Raw genomic sequence first — 14,727 nt, 5'->3', positions numbered from 1 at the left:
GCTCAGCGGCCCAGCGCGCAGCGCGGCGCGAAGGCGCAGCCCGGCGGCATCTGCGCCAGATCCGGCGGCATGCCGGGAATGGCCCCGATCCGCGCGCCGGGCTCCAGCCCTTGGACCGAGGAAGCCAGCAGGCCCTGCGTATAGGGATGGCGCGGCAGGCCGAGCACTTGGCGTGCCGTGCCGGTTTCGGCCAGCCGTCCGGCATACATCACTGCGACACGGTCCGAAATTTCGGCGGCGACGCCGACATCATGGGTAACGAAGATCACGCCCATGCCCAGCTCCTTCTGCAATTCGCGCAGGAGCAGGATCACCTGGATCTGCACCGTGGCGTCGAGCGCGGTGGTCGGCTCGTCGGCGAGCAGCAGGTCAGGCGAGGTTGAAAGCGCCAGCGCGATCATCGCCCGCTGCCGCATGCCGCCGGACATCTCGTGCGGATAGCTGCCGAGCCGCGAGGCAGCGGACGGGATCTTGACCAGCTCCAGCATCTCCAGCGCGCGCTTCATGGCATCGGTCTTCGAGCAGCCCTTGTGCGCCATCACTGCCTGCGAAATCTGCTGGCCGATGGTGAAGACCGGGTCGAGCGCCGTTGCGGGCTCCTGGAAGACCATGGACACGGTGCCGCCGCGATAGGCACGCAGCCCGCGGCCTTTCAGCCCCAGAACATCGCGGCCGTTCACCCGCATGCCGCCGGAGATTGCGGTGCGCTTTTCCGGCAGGATGCGCAGCAGCGCGCGCAGCGTGACGCTCTTGCCCGAGCCGGATTCGCCGATCAGCCCGAGCACCTCGCCGCGGGCTAGCTGCAGGCTCAGGCGGTCGACCGCGGTGATCTCGCCGCGCGGGGTGCGGAAGCGGACCGTGAGGTTTTCCAGATCGAGAAGTGGCTCGGTCATGTCTTCGCTCCGTTCAGCAGGGGATGTCCCGAGGCCGGATCGGCCAGGTGGCAGGCGACGGTCTGCCGTCCCGCCGCGACCGGGAGCGGCGCGCGCGCCGTGCAGAGGTCGCTTGCGAAGGCGCAGCGCGGCGCGAAGCGGCAGCCCGGCGGCAGGTCGATGGGGGAGGGCGGGTCGCCGGTGATCGGCGGGGCAGTGGTGCGCCGGTCTGGATCGTGACTCGGCATCGAGGCCAGCAGTGCCTGGGTGTAGGGATGGCGCGGATGCGCGTAGAGATCGGCGGCCGGGCCCTCCTCGATCACCTGTCCGAGATACATCACCAGCACCCGGTCCGAGATGTGGCGCACCACGTTCAGGTCGTGGCTGATGAAGATGTAGCTGAGCTTGTAGGCCTCCTTCAGGTCGGCGAGCAGGTTCAGCACCTGCGCCTCCACCGACTTGTCGAGTGCAGAGACCGCCTCGTCGAAGATCACCACGCGCGGGCGCAGGGCGAGGGCGCGGGCGATGTTGACCCGCTGGCGCTGCCCGCCCGAGACCTCGTGCGGATAGCGCCCGGCAAAGCGCGCCGGGTCGAGCCCGACCTGTTCCAGCAGTTCCCGCGCGCGGGCGCGGGCCTCGGCGCGCGGCACGCCGTGCTGGACGGGGGCGAACATCACCGACTGTTCCAGCGTCAGCCGCGGGTTCAGCGAGGCGGAGCTGTCCTGGAACACCATCTGCACGTTGCGGCGGTAGGCGCGCAGGTTGGCCCGGTCGCGGTGCAGCTGCTGTCCGTCGAACAGGATCTCGCCGCTGTCGGGGGTCACAAGATCCATGATCAGCCGCGCGGTGGTGGACTTGCCGCAGCCGCTTTCGCCGACAATGCCCAGCGTCTCGCCTTCGGCGAGGCGCAGCGAGACATCCGAGACCGCGTTCACCCAGCGGTCCGTCTTGCCGAACAGGCCCTTGGACCCGGCCGGAAATCGCTTCTCGAGGTTCAGGGTTTCGAGGACGGGCGTGGTCATGCGTCCATCTCCATGGCGGAGCGCAGCGCGTCGCTGAGCAGGTTGAAGGACAGGGAGACGATGAAGATGAAGACGCCGGGCAGCGCCGCGATCATCGGCTGGCTGTAGATCGCCGCGCGCAAGGTGTTGAGCATCAGCCCCCATTCCGGGGTCGGCGGCTTGGCCCCGAGCCCGATGAAGGACAGGCCCGCGGCCATGATGATCGCCACCGAAAGCTGCGAAGCGGCATAGACCAGCACCGGACCCGCGACATTGCCGAGCAGGTGCTGGCGGATGATCGGGAAGGTCCCGGCCCCCGAGGCGCGGGCGGCATCGACGAAATCGAGCGCGCGGACCTGGGTGGTGGCGGCCTCGGTCATGCGCACCAGCGGCGGGATCAGCACGATGGTCAGCGCGACCAGCGCATTGGCGATCCCGGCCCCCATGGCGCCGGCAATGGCGACGGCCAGCAGGATCGAGGGGAAGGCGAAGATCACGTCTATGCCGCGCATGATCAACGCGTTGGTGCGGCCCCCGGCATAGCCGGCGACCAGCCCCAGCGTGCCGCCGATCAGCAGAGCCAGGGCCACCGGCACGATCCCCATCAAGAGCGAGACGCGCCCGCCATAGAGCAGCCGGGTGAGCATGTCTCGGCCGAGCTCGTCGGTGCCGAGGATATGGCCCGGCGTGCCGACGGGCTTCAGCCGGGTCATGACCGAGCCGACCGAGGGGCGTGCGCAAGGGCGACCGGGTGGTGCTCTACCTGCCGATGATCCCCGAGGCCGCCTATGCGATGCTGGCCTGCGCGCGGATCGGCGCGATCCATTCGATCGTCTTCGCCGGCTTCTCGCCCGACGCGCTCTCGGCGCGGATCAACGGCGCCGGCGCCAAGCTCGTCATCACCGCCGATTACGCGCCGCGCGGCGGCCGGATGACGCCGCTGAAGTCGAACGCGGACGCGGCGCTGCTGCATTGCCGCGACGACGTCAAGATGNCTGGTCGTCAAGCGCACCGGCGGCCAGACCACCTGGGTCGAGGGCCGCGATTTCGACTATGCGGAGCTGCATGCCGAGGCCGACGACCACAACNCGCCCCGCCGAGGTGAATGCCGAGGACCCGCTCTTCATCCTCTACACCTCGGGCTCCACCGGCCAGCCGAAGGGCGTGGTGCATTCCTCGGGCGGCTACCTGCTCTATGCCGCGATGACGNATGCAATACGTCTTCGACTACCAGGAGGGCGACATCTTCTGGTGCACCGCCGATGTCGGCTGGGTGACCGGCCACAGCTACATCGTCTACGGCCCGCTCGCCAACGGCGCCACCACGGTGATGTTCGAGGGCGTGCCGACCTATCCGGATGCCTCGCGTTTCTGGCAGGTCTGCGAGAAGCACCGCGTCAACCAGTTCTACACCGCGCCCACCGCGATCCGCGCGCTGATGGGCAAGGGTCCGGATTTCGTCGAGAAATGCGACCTGACGAGCGTGCGGATCCTCGGCACGGTCGGCGAGCCGATCAATCCCGAGGCCTGGACCTGGTACAACGACCATGTCGGCAAGGGCCGCTGCCCGATCGTCGACACCTGGTGGCAGACCGAGACCGGCGGCCACCTGCTGACGCCGCTGCCGGGGGCGACCGCGCTGAAGCCGGGCTCGGCGACGCTGCCGTTCTTCGGGGTGCAGCCGGTGGTCCTCGACCCGCACACGGGCCAGGAGATCGCCGACACGGAATGCGAGGGCGTGCTCTGCCTGAAGGACAGCTGGCCGGGGCAGATGCGCACGGTCTACGGCGATCACGAGCGCTTCGAGAAGACCTATTTCTCGGATTACAAGGGCTACTACTTCTCCGGCGACGGCTGCCGGCGGGACAAGGACGGCTATTACTGGATCACCGGCCGGGTCGATGACGTGATCAACGTCTCGGGCCACCGGATGGGCACGGCCGAGGTGGAGAGCGCGCTGGTGGCGCATGCCAAGGTGGCCGAGGCCGCGGTGGTGGGCTATCCGCACGAGATCAAGGGCCAGGGCATCTATTGCTACGTGACCTTGATGAACGGGGTGGAACCTTCGGACGAGCTGATGAAGGAGCTGCGGACCTGGGTGCGCACCGAGATCGGCCCGATCGCCTCGCCGGATCTGATCCAGTGGGCGCCGGGGCTGCCGAAGACGCGCTCGGGCAAGATCATGCGGCGGATCCTGCGCAAGATCGCGGAGAACGACTACGGCTCTCTGGGCGACACCTCGACGCTGGCGGAGCCGGCGGTGGTCGACGATCTGATCGAGAACCGGATGAACCGCTGAGGCGATTGTCCCCGCCCCCGGGAGGCTGACGCCCCCCGGAGACGCGGACCGGAAAGGGCGCCAATAGGCGCCCCGGAACGGGCCCTGCGGGCCCGTTTTGCATAGCTGGACGGTCAGCGCAGGATCGGTACCGGATCGCCGGAGACCTGCGCCGCCTCGACGAAGCGCGCGACCTTCAGCGGGTCCTTGATCCCCGGCGCGCTTTCGACGCCCGAGGACACATCGACATTCGGCGCGCCGGTCCGCGCAACCGCCTCGCCGACATTCCCGGGCGTGAGACCGCCGGCCAGCATCCAGGGCCGGGCGAAGGTCCGTCCCGCGATCAGCCGCCAGTCGAAGGCAAGCCCGTTGCCGCCCGGCAGAACCGCATCCTTCGGCGCCTTGGCGTCGAGCAGGAACATGTCGGCCACGCCGTTGTAGCGCGCCACCCCCGCGACATCCTCCGCGGAGGCGATGCCGAGCGCCTTCATCACCGGCAGCTGGAAGCGGGCCTTCACCTCGGCGACGCGCCCGGGGCTTTCCCCGCCATGGAGCTGCAGCAGGTCGATGGGCACGGCGGCGGCGATCGCCGCCAGCGCCGCGTCATCGGCATCGACCGTCAGCGCCACCTTGCAGATGCCGGGCGGCACGGCAGCGGCCAGCGCCGCCGCCTGGTCCAGCGTCACGTTGCGCGGGGATTTTCCGAAGAACACGAAACCGACGAAGGCGGCCCCTGCCCGGGTCGCCGCCTCCACCTGGTCGCGGGCCGTCAGCCCGCAGATTTTCACGCCTGTCATGCCGAAGTCAGCGCGCCGCCGCGGTTTCCTCGACCATCACGAGAACCGGATCCTTTCCGGCATTCTCGCGGGCCTTCATCTTCTTCACCTCGGCCTGCAGCTCCGCCTTGGACTGGCGGCCCTTGGCGGCCTCGTGGCGGTGCTTGTATTCGCGGAACCATTCCCAGAAGAAGCCGAGCACCAGCCCGAGCGCCAGGAAGCCGATGGCCACCGCCCAGAGCGGCACCGAGATCGGCCCCATGATCGCGTTGAGGCCGACGAAGCGCTCCAGCGTCTCGGGGAGGATCACCAGCTCGACGGTCTGGCGGTTCGCATAGAAGATGGTGATCAGCGGGATCGCGATGAGAATGGCGATGGCGATCTTGACGTAACGCATGGTTCCGGCCCGGTCCTATTCTTCTTCTTCATCGTTCAGGCGGTCGCGCAGCAACTTGCCCGTCTTGAAGAATGGCACGTGCTTCTCCTCCACCTCAACAGCCTCGCCGGTCCGGGGATTGCGGCCAATCCTCGCATCGCGGCGCTTGACCGAAAAGGCGCCGAAGCCGCGGAGTTCCACCCGGTCGCCGCGGGCCATCGCCTCGATGATCTCCTCGAAGATCGTGTTGACGATCTTTTCGACGTCGCGCTGATACAGATGCGGGTTCTCGTCGGCTATTTTCTGGATCAGTTCCGACCGGATCATCAAGTCCCTCCTCAGCGCTGCCCCTGTTTCTCAGGAAACCTACAGGCAAATATCCTCGTGCAGAAAGGACTTTCTCGGGTAATCCACAGAAATGGCAAGACAAATGCGCCTTTGGCGGCCGTTTTGGCGCCGCTGCGGGTCCGCTCGGGGGCTGCCGCGCCGCGGCAAGTGCCATTCACCGGCAGGTTGCGCCGCGAATCATGCAGGCACGAAAAAAGGCGGCCCCCGCAGGGACCGCCTTCAACTTCGGGCTGATCGGATGGATCAGTTGTCGCCCTTGAGCGCTGCGCCCAGGATGTCGCCGAGCGATGCGCCGGAGTCGGAGGAACCGTACTGTTCCACGGCTTCCTTCTCTTCGGCGATCTCGCGGGCCTTGATGGACAGGCCCAGACGGCGCGAACGGGCGTCGATGTTGGTGACGCGGACGTCCACCTTGTCGCCGACCTGGAAGCGCTCGGGGCGCTGTTCCGCACGGTCGCGCGACAGGTCGGAGCGGCGGATGAAGGACTTCATGCCTTCGTATTCCACCTCGATGCCGCCATCCTCGATCGCGGTGACGTTCACGGTGATGATCGCGCCGCGCTTCACGCCGTCGATCGCTTCCGCGAAGGGGTCGCCGCCCAGGGCCTTGACGGAGAGCGAGATGCGCTCCTTGTCGGTGTCGACTTCGGTGACCACGGCCTGGACGACATCGCCCTTGCGGTAGTTGCCGATCACGTCTTCGCCGCGGCCTTCCCAGGTCAGGTCGGACAGGTGAACCATGCCGTCGATCTCTTCGTCGAGACCGATGAACAGGCCGAACTCGGTGATGTTCTTCACCTCGCCCTCGACCTGCGTGCCCACCGGGTGACGCTCTTCGAAGACTTCCCACGGGTTGCGCATCGTCTGCTTCAGGCCGAGCGAGACACGGCGCTTGGCGGAGTCGATCTCCAGCACCATGACTTCGACTTCCTGCGAGGTCGACACGATCTTGCCGGGGTGCACGTTCTTCTTGGTCCAGGACATTTCCGAGACGTGAACGAGGCCCTCGACGCCCGGCTCCAGCTCGACGAACGCACCGTAGTCGGTGATGTTCGTGACGCGGCCGGTATGGACCGACTCGAGCGGGTACTTGGCTTCGACGGAATCCCACGGATCTGCCATCAGCTGCTTCATGCCGAGGCTGATGCGATGGGTTTCCTTGTTGATCTTGATGACCTGGACCTTGACGGTCTCGCCGATCGACAGGATCTCGGACGGGTGGTTGACCCGGCGCCATGCCATGTCGGTGACGTGCAGCAGGCCGTCGACGCCGCCGAGGTCGACGAATGCGCCGTACTCGGTGATGTTCTTGACGACACCCTCGACCGCATCGCCTTCAGACAGCTTGCCGATGACTTCGGCGCGCTGCTCGGCGCGGGACTCTTCGAGGATCGCGCGGCGCGACACGACGATGTTGCCGCGGCGGCGGTCCATCTTCAGGATCTGGAACGGCTGCTTGAGGCCCATCAGCGGGCCGGCATCGCGCACCGGACGAACATCGACCTGCGAACCCGGCAGGAACGCAACTGCGCCGCCCAGATCGACGGTGAAGCCGCCCTTGACGCGGTTGAAGATCGCGCCTTCGACGCGCTTCTCTTCGGCATAGGCCTTCTCGAGACGGTCCCATGCCTCTTCGCGGCGGGCCATCTCGCGCGAAATCACGGCTTCGCCGCGCGCGTTCTCGACCTGGCGCAGGTAGACTTCGACCTCGTCACCAACGGTGATGTCGGGAGCCTCGCCCGGATTCGCGAATTCCTTGAGGTCGACCCGGCCTTCCATCTTGTAGCCGACGTCGATGATCGCCTGGCCGGCTTCGATTGCCAGCACGCGGCCTTTGACGACGTGACCTTCGGTCGGGGTCTCGAGTTCGAAGCTTTCGTTGAGGAGGGCTTCGAATTCCTCCATGGACGTGTTCGCCATGTGGCTGATGATTTCCTTACATGTCATGTTGCTGGCCGAGCGGTTGTCTCCGCCGGTCTTTGGATTGGTCTGTCGCCTCTGGGACGCGGGCCACACATAAACAAAACGGGCCGGAGGAACCCCGACCCTGCCCTTGTCCCGGCTCTTACGGCCTTCGACGCTGCGCGATATAGTCCCAATCGGCGATGAACGCAAGCACGGGCGGCGCGAAACCGCCCGCGGGGGGACCGGACCGCCTCAGGCGAGGACGGTGAAGAGCTCGTCTGCGGGTTTCCTGACCTTCGCCATGCCCTGCAGCCAGTCGCCCTCGGCCGCGCGTACTCCCAGGGGCAGCAGCGTGACCGAGCGCAGGCCCTTTTCGCGCAGGCCGAGGATCGCGTCGACCTTCTCGGGCTCGAAGCCTTCCATCGGGGTCGAGTCGACCTCGAGCTCGGCCGCGGCCGCCAGCGCGAAGCCGAAGGCGATATAGGCCTGGCGCGCCGCGTGGTCGTGGTTGGTTTCCTCGGTGCGCGGCAGGTACATGCCCTTGAGCCGCTCGTAATAGGCCGCCAGTGTCTCGGACTCGCCGCGCTCGGCCACGTTCTGCGCCAGCACCGCGTCGATGCGCTCGGCGGTGTAGTTGTCCCAGGCGGCGAAGACCAGCAGATGCGATCCTTCGGTGATCTGCGGCTGGCCGTAGGAGGCCGCGCGGATCGCATCGCGCAGTTCGGGATTGGTGATCACGAAGACCTCGAAGGGCTGCACGCCCGAGGAGGTCGGCGCATAGCGGATCGCCTCGAGGATCTTCTCGACCTTCTCTTCCGGCACGCACTGGCTCGGGTCCATCTTCTTCACGGCATAGCGCCAGCTCAGCTTGTCCAGCATCGATCGTACTCCTCACAGGACGGAACAGGCCCCTCGCGGGGCCGCGTTGCCGCCAAGCTAGGGGCACGGCGGCCGCCGCCGCAACCTCCGCGAACGCACAGCCGGGTTGCGCCCACGCGAAGGCTCGCCCGCGCCCCGCCTTGCCTTCCGCCCACGGAACGCCTAATTTCGCGCCACCGGTCGCAGCCTACCCGGTCATCAAAACAAGGACTGACATGATGAAAGCCACCCTCGTCTGCTCCGGCGGACTCGATTCCGTGTCCCTGGCGCATGTGCTCGCCGCGGCCGGAGACCTTTCCCGCATCGTTTCCTTCGATTACGGCCAGCGCCACCGCAAGGAACTGGATTTCGCCGCAGCCTGCGCAAGGCGGCTCGGCGTGCCCTTCCATCTCGTCGACCTCTCGGGGCTCGGCGCGGCGCTCACCGGCTCGGCGCTCACCGATGATGTCGACGTGCCCGACGGGCATTACGCCGAAGAGACGATGAAGATCACCGTCGTGCCGAACCGCAACGCGATCATGCTGGCGATCGCCTACGGGATCGCCGCGGCAAATGGCGACGATGCCGTGGCCGCTGCCGTGCATGGCGGCGACCACTTCATCTATCCCGACTGCCGCCCGGCCTTCACGGAGGCCTTCGGCGCGATGCAGCGCGCCGCGCTCGACGGCTATGCCGATGTGGCGCTGCACACGCCCTTCGTGCACCGCTCCAAGGCCGACATCGTGGCGGCGGGCGCGGCGGCGGACACGCCCTTCGCCGAGACCTGGTCCTGCTACAAGGGCGGCGCGGAGCATTGCGGGCGCTGCGGCACCTGCGTCGAGCGCCAGGAGGCCTTCGCGCTGGCAGGCGTCCCCGACCCGACCGGATACGCCGACCCCGAGTTCTGGAAGGCCGCCGTCGCGGGCCGGGAGAGCCGCTGATGTTCCGCATCGCCAAGGAATTCCACTTCTCCGCCTCGCACCAGCTGGCGCATCTGCCCGGAGACCACCAATGCGCGCGGCTGCACGGGCACAACTACGTGGTCACCGTCGAGCTGGCCGCGGCCGAGCTGAACGCCGATGGTTTCGTGCGCGACTATCACGAGCTGAAGGCGCTGAAGGACTATATCGACGGCAGCTTCGACCACCGCCATCTGAACGACTTGCTGGAGGTCCCCTCCACCGCCGAGAACCTCGCGAAGCATTTCCACGACTGGTGCAAGGCGCGCTGGCCCGAGACCTGCGCCGTGCGGGTGTCCGAGACGCCGAAGACCTGGGCGGAGTACCGGCCATGACCCTGCGCATCTCGGAGATTTTCGGCCCGACCGTGCAGGGCGAAGGCGCGCTGATCGGCGAACCCACGGTCTTCGTCCGGGCGGGCGGCTGCGACTACCGCTGTTCCTGGTGCGACAGCCTCCATGCGGTGGAGAGCCAGTTCCGCCACGCTTGGGCGGCAATGCAGCCCGAGGAGGTCTGGGCCGAGGTCGAGCGGCTCTCGGGCGGACAGCCGCTGACCGTGTCGCTCTCGGGCGGCAATCCGGCGATCCAGGATTTCGACCCGCTGATCGCGCTGGGAAACCGGGCGGGCTACCGCTTTGCCTGCGAGACCCAGGGCTCCGTCGCCCGCGGCTGGTTCGCCGCCCTCGACACGCTGGTCCTGAGCCCGAAACCGCCCTCGAGCGGCGAAAGCCCTGACTGGGCGGCCTTCGAGGCCTGCCTCGCGGCAGCCGGAGACGAGCCGGAAGTGGTGATGAAGATCGTCGTCTTCGACGGGGCCGACCTGGCCTGGGCGCGGCAGACGGCGGCGCGCTATCCCGATCTGCCGCTCTACCTGCAGCCCGGAAATCCCGAAAGCGATCCTTCGGTGCCGGTCGACCAGGCCGAGGCGACGGCGCGGCTCGACTGGCTGGTGGCGGAAGTGCTGGGATCGGGCTGGTTCCGGCCGCGGATCCTGCCGCAGCTTCATGTGCTGCTCTGGGGCAACAAGCGGGGCGTCTGAGCGCCCCGTCTCCGGTCAGGCGGTCAGGCGGTCAGGCGGTCAGGCGGTCAGGCGGCGAGCTTCGCCACCACCGCCGCGACCGCCATCTCGATCGCTTCCTCGATGGTCAGCTCGGACGTGTCCAGAAGCAGCGCATCGCCCGAGGCGGTCATCGGCGCGGTGTCGCGCCCGGCATCGCGCATGTCGCGGTCGCGCAGATCGGCCAGCACCGCCTCGACGGTCAGCGACGGATCCTTCTGCGACAGCTCGGCATGGCGGCGCTTGGCCCGCACGGCGTCGGTGGCGGTGACGAAGAGCTTCACCTCGGCCTCGGGGCAGATCACCGTGCCGATGTCGCGCCCGTCGAGCACCGCCCCGCCCTCGCGCCGGGCGAAGTTCTTCTGGAAGTCGAGCAGCGCCGAGCGGACCTTCGGCATGGCGGCAACCTTGGACGCCACCTGCCCCACCTGCGCGGTCCTGAGGTCGTCGCGCCGCAGGTCGGAGGATTGCAGCGCCAGCGCCGCGCTGAGGGCGTCCTCGCCATCCATCACCCGCCGCGCGGTGGCGCGGTAGAGCAGCCCGGTGTCGAGATGGCCGAATCCGAATTGCGCCGCCAGAGAGCGCGCAATCGTTCCCTTGCCGGCCGCGGCCGGTCCGTCGATGGCAACGGTGAATTTCATGTCAGGCTCCGATAGAAGAATGCACCCTGCCTAGAGAAGGCAGGGACACATGGCAACCGAAACACCGGCGCTCAGGCGCCGGCGGACAGATCCGCGCCGAGCGCGGTCATCAGCGGTTCGAAGATCGGGAAGGAGGTGGCGATCGGCGAGGCATCGTCAACGGTCACCGGCTGTTTCGACGCCATGCCGAGGCAGAGGAAGCTCATTGCGATGCGGTGGTCGAGACGCGCCGCCGCGGTGCCGCCGCCAGGCACGTTGCCCGGGCCCATGCCGTGGACGATGAAAGTGTCCTCGTCCTCCTCGACGGTGACGCCCATGGCTTCGAGCCCGCGCGCCATCGCGTCGATCCGGTCGCTTTCCTTGACGCGGAGCTCCTTGACGCCCTTCATCACGGTGATGCCCTCGGCATTCGCCGCCAGCACCGACAGGATCGGGTATTCGTCGATCATCGAGGGCGCGCGCTCGGGCGGCACCTCGATGCCCTTGAGCACCGAATGGCGCACCCGCAGGTCGGCCACCGGCTCGCCGCCTTCCAGCCGCTCGTTTTCATAGGTCAGGTCGGCGCCCATCTCGATCAGCGTCTGGAACAGCCCGGCGCGGGTCGGGTTGAGGCCGATATTGGGCACGAGGATCTCGGAGCCCGGCACCAGCACGGCGGCGGCCACCGGGAAGGCGGCCGAGCTCGGGTCGCGCGGCACGGCGATGGTCTGCGGCTTCAGCTCGGGACGGCCGGTGAGCGTGATGACATGGCCCTCGGGCGTGATCTCGGTCGTGATCTCGGCGCCGAACCCCGCCAGCATCCGTTCGGAATGGTCGCGGGTGGCTTCCTTCTCGATCACCACTGTCTGGCCCGGGGCGTTGAGGCCGGCGAGCAGCACGGCGGATTTCACCTGCGCCGAGGGCATCGGCGTGACGTAGGTCACCGGCACCGGGTCCGCGGCGCCGACGATGGTCATCGGCAGCTTGCCCCCGCTCCGGCCATAGGACCGTGCGCCGAACAGCGCGATCGGATCGGTGATCCGCGCCATCGGCCGCGAGCGCAGCGACGCATCGCCGGTGAAGGTCGCGGTGATCGGCGAGGTCGCCATCGCGCCCATGATCAGACGAACGCCGGTGCCGGAATTGCCGCAATCGATCACCTGCTCGGGCTCGGCGAAGCCGCCGACGCCGACGCCATGGACCGACCAGGCGCCCTCGCCATGGCGGATCACCTCTGCGCCGAAGGCCTGCATCGCCTTGGCGGTGTCGAGCACGTCCTGGCCTTCGAGCAGGCCGGTGATCCTGGTCTCGCCGATGGCCATGGCCCCGAAGAGCAGCGAGCGGTGCGAGACCGACTTGTCGCCCGGCACGTCGGCCGTGCCCTTGAGCGGCCCGCAGGCGCGCGAGGTCATCGGGGTTGCGGGGCCGTGGGATGCCATCGGGTCGTCTCCAGCATTGTGTCGGGGGCGGGTTAGCGCAAGCATGACGCGCGGTCCACCGGGAAAGAGGCGGGGCGCCCCCTCACCCCGGCCCTCTCCCCGGCGGGGAGAGGGAGCGCGCCTCAGGTCCGGCGGAAGGTCAGGTAATGCGGCGTGCGGCCCTCGCGCAGCGCCTTCTGCTCGTAGCGGGTCGAGATCCAGTCGTCCCAGGGCTGGCGCCAGTCATCCGGGCCCTCGGCCAGCCACTCGAAATTCGGATCGGGCATCAGCTCTTCCAGCGTCTGGCGGACATAGTCGGGAATGTCGGTCGCCACGCGGAAGATCGCGCCGGGCTTCAGCACGCGGCCGAGCGGATCGAGATAGTCGCGGGTCACGAAGCGGCGGCGGTGGTGCCGCTTCTTCGGCCAGGGATCGGGATAGAGCAGGAAGGCGCGGCTGATCGAGGCGTCGGGCAGCACGTCGAAGAGGTCGCGCACGTCGCCGGGATGCACGGCGAGGTTTTCGACCCCCGCCTGGCGCACCTTGCCGAGCAGCATCGCCACGCCGTTGATGTACGGTTCGCAGCCGATGAACCCGGCCTCGGGGTGAAGCGCCGCCTGATGGACCATGTGCTCGCCGCCGCCGAAGCCGATCTCCAGCCAGACGGGCTTGTCCCCGAAGCGCAGCGCCGGGTCGAAGACCTGCCGCTCGGCATGGTCGCGCCGCGAAATGCCGTCGAGCGCCAGCTCCTCGAGATCTTCCTCGAGATAGCCGCGCTGGCTTTCGCGCAGATGCTTGCCATGGCGGCGCCCGTAGAAATTGCGCCAGCCGTCCTTCGGTGTGGTCGTGTCCTGTCCCATGCAGCGCGGGATGCGCGAGCGGCACGCGAAGGTCAAGACGGAATGGCGCGCGGCGGCACGGGCGCACGGGTTACCGGAGGCCACCTCCGGTTTCAAGGAGCGTCACATTCTGTTGATGTGCATATATTCACATCCAGGGGCTGTTTCGGGCAGTTTCGTTCCCCAGGGCGGAGATCTAAATCCCCTCTTGTCCGGGGCGGACCAGTTGACCCGCCCAGCCAAGACCGCGCCGATCGCGGCGCAGAAGAAGGAAGACCAAGATGAACACCAAGTTTGCCGCCCTCGCCCTGATCGCAGCCGCCGCAACCGCCGGCGCTGCCAATGCCTCCGACCAGCTGGCCAGCCGCTTCGGGCTCGAGCCGGGTGCCTACACCACCGCCGAGCTGGCCCAGCTGAGCATCGCCGTCGACAGGAACGACACGCAGCGCATCGCCTACATCCTCGAGCGCAAGGGCGACACCACCGCCGAGCCGAGCGCCCAGCTGGCTGCCGGCCTGAATGTCGAGCCCGGCCGCTACAACGGCCCCGAGCTGGTCGCGCTGAAACATGCCATCGACCGCGACGAGCCCGCCCGCATCGCCTTCCTCGCCGAGCAGGGCCTGCAGGTCACCCGCGACGCCAATGCCGGTTCGGCGAATGCCCAGCTGGCCCGCGCCGTCGGCGTCGAGCCGGGCAGCACCGACAACGCATCGCTCGCCGCCGCCTATCTGGCACAGTCGGGCGCCGGCGACGACTGATCCACGCACCATCCTCCAATGGTGGAAGCGCTCCCTTCGGGGGGCGCTTTTCCATGTCCGGGCCCTGCCTCTCCGCTCACGGCAGGCGGGCGAAGCGCGCGGCGAAGGCGCCGGCGAACCACGCCACCGCCTGCGGACTGCGCAGCACCACGATGGTGACGCCGCGGCCGCGCAGATAGGGGCTGGGCAGGCGGCTGCCCGGCGGATGGGCGCCGCCCCAGACATAGATGAGCACGCGGGCCGAGCGGTTGCGCAGCAGCCGTTGCGGCGGGGTGTCCGGAGACAGCCGGGCAGCGGAAGCGGCATCCATGAAGACGAAATAGAGCGAGATGTTGCGGTCGTCGCCGCCCTTGCGGGCCAGATCGGTCGGCGGCACGCTCCGGCTCACCGACCAGGACCAGCTGGCGCTGCGCGCGCCGCGGGTGCTTTCGGGGGCCGGCAGGTAGATCAGCGAGGACGAGGCATCGGCCTCTATCTGCAGGCTGGAGCCCTCGAGGCCGTAGCGGGTCGGGTCGAGGCGGGGAAAGGTCAGCGGTCGCCAGCTGCCGCCGAAGCGGACCGGCACCGCCGCCTGCGCCGGGGAACCGCCGCACGTCCGCCCGGACGGCAGCCGCATCGCGCATCGGTCGCGTGACGCCGCGCCCGCCCGATGCCCATCGCCC

Annotated in this window: 16 protein-coding genes and 1 pseudogene; 5 read left to right on the top strand and 12 right to left on the bottom strand. The window is 68.3% G+C overall.

Annotation, left to right across the window (positions count from 1 at the left end; genetic code table 11):
* Positions 1–2: 2 nt before the first annotated feature.
* The 3 genes from C7T91_RS08200 to C7T91_RS08190 are packed head-to-tail and all read right to left on the bottom strand — an operon-like array spanning position 3 to position 2,586.
* Positions 3–893 carry an ABC transporter ATP-binding protein gene (locus C7T91_RS08200; protein WP_108258811.1) on the bottom strand — a complete coding sequence of 297 codons (891 nt, stop codon included), beginning with the start codon at positions 891–893 and terminating at the stop codon, positions 3–5.
* The gene (locus C7T91_RS08195; protein WP_108258810.1) at positions 890–1,894 is read right to left on the bottom strand and encodes an ABC transporter ATP-binding protein; all 1,005 of its coding nucleotides are present in this window, start codon (positions 1,892–1,894) and stop codon (positions 890–892) included. The genes C7T91_RS08200 and C7T91_RS08195 overlap by 4 nt, the downstream gene beginning before the upstream one ends.
* A complete protein-coding gene (locus C7T91_RS08190; protein WP_108258809.1) occupies positions 1,891–2,586 on the bottom strand; it encodes an ABC transporter permease in 696 nt (231 codons plus the stop codon). Before C7T91_RS08190 ends, C7T91_RS08195 begins: the two co-directional genes overlap by 4 nt.
* A 17-nt stretch (positions 2,587–2,603) precedes the next feature.
* Between C7T91_RS08190 and acs the strand changes: the two are divergent.
* Positions 2,604–4,172: pseudogene (gene acs / locus C7T91_RS08185) on the top strand (acetate--CoA ligase); the annotation flags it as partial.
* Between the two features lie 113 nt (positions 4,173–4,285).
* On the opposite strand, the gene C7T91_RS08180 reads toward acs, so the two are convergent.
* From C7T91_RS08180 to C7T91_RS08160, 5 genes are all read right to left on the bottom strand, one after another.
* Positions 4,286–4,948, bottom strand: a complete 663-nt coding sequence (locus tag C7T91_RS08180; RefSeq protein ID WP_108258808.1) for a phosphoribosylanthranilate isomerase — start codon at positions 4,946–4,948, stop codon at positions 4,286–4,288.
* A gap of 7 nt (positions 4,949–4,955) precedes the next feature.
* Positions 4,956–5,324 carry a LapA family protein gene (locus tag C7T91_RS08175; RefSeq protein ID WP_108258807.1) on the bottom strand — a complete coding sequence of 123 codons (369 nt, stop codon included), beginning with the start codon at positions 5,322–5,324 and terminating at the stop codon, positions 4,956–4,958.
* 15 nt (positions 5,325–5,339) lie between these two features.
* Positions 5,340–5,630: an integration host factor subunit beta gene (gene ihfB, locus C7T91_RS08170; RefSeq protein WP_108258806.1), complete on the bottom strand. Its 291-nt coding sequence runs from the start codon at positions 5,628–5,630 to the stop codon at positions 5,340–5,342.
* Between the two features lie 264 nt (positions 5,631–5,894).
* On the bottom strand, positions 5,895–7,571 hold the full coding sequence (gene rpsA / locus C7T91_RS08165) for a 30S ribosomal protein S1 (protein WP_108258805.1): 1,677 nt from the start codon (positions 7,569–7,571) through the stop codon (positions 5,895–5,897).
* 237 nt (positions 7,572–7,808) lie between these two features.
* Complete coding sequence (locus tag C7T91_RS08160) at positions 7,809–8,435, bottom strand: nitroreductase family protein (RefSeq protein WP_108258804.1); 627 nt, start codon at positions 8,433–8,435, stop codon at positions 7,809–7,811.
* A 218-nt stretch (positions 8,436–8,653) separates the two neighbouring features.
* On the opposite strand from C7T91_RS08160, the gene queC reads away from it, so the two are divergent.
* Genes queC through queE form a run of 3 tightly spaced genes read left to right on the top strand, consistent with a single transcriptional unit; the run spans position 8,654 to position 10,412 of the window.
* The gene (gene queC / locus C7T91_RS08155; protein ID WP_108258865.1) at positions 8,654–9,355 is read left to right on the top strand and encodes a 7-cyano-7-deazaguanine synthase QueC; all 702 of its coding nucleotides are present in this window, start codon (positions 8,654–8,656) and stop codon (positions 9,353–9,355) included.
* A complete protein-coding gene (queD, locus tag C7T91_RS08150; protein ID WP_108258803.1) occupies positions 9,355–9,708 on the top strand; it encodes a 6-carboxytetrahydropterin synthase QueD in 354 nt (117 codons plus the stop codon). The genes queC and queD overlap by 1 nt, the downstream gene beginning before the upstream one ends.
* A complete protein-coding gene (gene queE, locus C7T91_RS08145) occupies positions 9,705–10,412 on the top strand; it encodes a 7-carboxy-7-deazaguanine synthase QueE (RefSeq protein WP_108258802.1) in 708 nt (235 codons plus the stop codon). Before queD ends, queE begins: the two co-directional genes overlap by 4 nt.
* 47 nt (positions 10,413–10,459) lie before the next feature.
* Here the strand turns inward: queE and C7T91_RS08140 are convergent, their stop codons facing one another.
* From C7T91_RS08140 to trmB, 3 genes are all read right to left on the bottom strand, one after another.
* Positions 10,460–11,071, bottom strand: a complete 612-nt coding sequence (locus C7T91_RS08140; RefSeq protein WP_108258801.1) for a (d)CMP kinase — start codon at positions 11,069–11,071, stop codon at positions 10,460–10,462.
* 71 nt (positions 11,072–11,142) lie between these two features.
* Entirely contained in the window at positions 11,143–12,489 is a 1,347-nt protein-coding gene (gene aroA, locus C7T91_RS08135) for a 3-phosphoshikimate 1-carboxyvinyltransferase (RefSeq protein WP_108258800.1), read from the bottom strand.
* 122 nt (positions 12,490–12,611) lie between these two features.
* The gene (gene trmB, locus C7T91_RS08130; protein WP_108258799.1) at positions 12,612–13,328 is read right to left on the bottom strand and encodes a tRNA (guanosine(46)-N7)-methyltransferase TrmB; all 717 of its coding nucleotides are present in this window, start codon (positions 13,326–13,328) and stop codon (positions 12,612–12,614) included.
* A gap of 260 nt (positions 13,329–13,588) precedes the next feature.
* On the opposite strand from trmB, the gene C7T91_RS08125 reads away from it, so the two are divergent.
* Complete coding sequence (locus C7T91_RS08125) at positions 13,589–14,065, top strand: hypothetical protein (protein ID WP_108258798.1); 477 nt, start codon at positions 13,589–13,591, stop codon at positions 14,063–14,065.
* Positions 14,066–14,141: 76 nt separating this feature from the next.
* Here the strand turns inward: C7T91_RS08125 and C7T91_RS32350 are convergent, their stop codons facing one another.
* Entirely contained in the window at positions 14,142–14,630 is a 489-nt protein-coding gene (locus tag C7T91_RS32350) for a DUF3047 domain-containing protein (RefSeq protein WP_161555799.1), read from the bottom strand.
* Positions 14,631–14,727 lie beyond the last annotated feature (97 nt).

This window comes from Mangrovicoccus ximenensis (genome assembly GCF_003056725.1).
Taxonomy (GTDB): domain Bacteria; phylum Pseudomonadota; class Alphaproteobacteria; order Rhodobacterales; family Rhodobacteraceae; genus Mangrovicoccus; species Mangrovicoccus ximenensis.
Note: the sequence above shows the minus strand (reverse complement) of the source record. Positions and strands in the feature narration are given on the sequence as shown.

Coding starts and splice junctions, on each gene's coding strand:
- C7T91_RS08200 (WP_108258811.1), bottom strand. CDS start 893: ATGACCGAGCCACTTCTCGATCTGGAAAACCTCACGGTCCGCTTCCGC.
- C7T91_RS08195 (WP_108258810.1), bottom strand. CDS start 1,894: ATGACCACGCCCGTCCTCGAAACCCTGAACCTCGAGAAGCGATTTCCG.
- C7T91_RS08190 (WP_108258809.1), bottom strand. CDS start 2,586: ATGACCCGGCTGAAGCCCGTCGGCACGCCGGGCCATATCCTCGGCACC.
- C7T91_RS08180 (WP_108258808.1), bottom strand. CDS start 4,948: ATGACAGGCGTGAAAATCTGCGGGCTGACGGCCCGCGACCAGGTGGAG.
- C7T91_RS08175 (WP_108258807.1), bottom strand. CDS start 5,324: ATGCGTTACGTCAAGATCGCCATCGCCATTCTCATCGCGATCCCGCTG.
- ihfB (WP_108258806.1), bottom strand. CDS start 5,630: ATGATCCGGTCGGAACTGATCCAGAAAATAGCCGACGAGAACCCGCAT.
- rpsA (WP_108258805.1), bottom strand. CDS start 7,571: ATGGCGAACACGTCCATGGAGGAATTCGAAGCCCTCCTCAACGAAAGC.
- C7T91_RS08160 (WP_108258804.1), bottom strand. CDS start 8,435: ATGCTGGACAAGCTGAGCTGGCGCTATGCCGTGAAGAAGATGGACCCG.
- queC (WP_108258865.1), top strand. CDS start 8,654: ATGAAAGCCACCCTCGTCTGCTCCGGCGGACTCGATTCCGTGTCCCTG.
- queD (WP_108258803.1), top strand. CDS start 9,355: ATGTTCCGCATCGCCAAGGAATTCCACTTCTCCGCCTCGCACCAGCTG.
- queE (WP_108258802.1), top strand. CDS start 9,705: ATGACCCTGCGCATCTCGGAGATTTTCGGCCCGACCGTGCAGGGCGAA.
- C7T91_RS08140 (WP_108258801.1), bottom strand. CDS start 11,071: ATGAAATTCACCGTTGCCATCGACGGACCGGCCGCGGCCGGCAAGGGA.
- aroA (WP_108258800.1), bottom strand. CDS start 12,489: ATGGCATCCCACGGCCCCGCAACCCCGATGACCTCGCGCGCCTGCGGG.
- trmB (WP_108258799.1), bottom strand. CDS start 13,328: ATGGGACAGGACACGACCACACCGAAGGACGGCTGGCGCAATTTCTAC.
- C7T91_RS08125 (WP_108258798.1), top strand. CDS start 13,589: ATGAACACCAAGTTTGCCGCCCTCGCCCTGATCGCAGCCGCCGCAACC.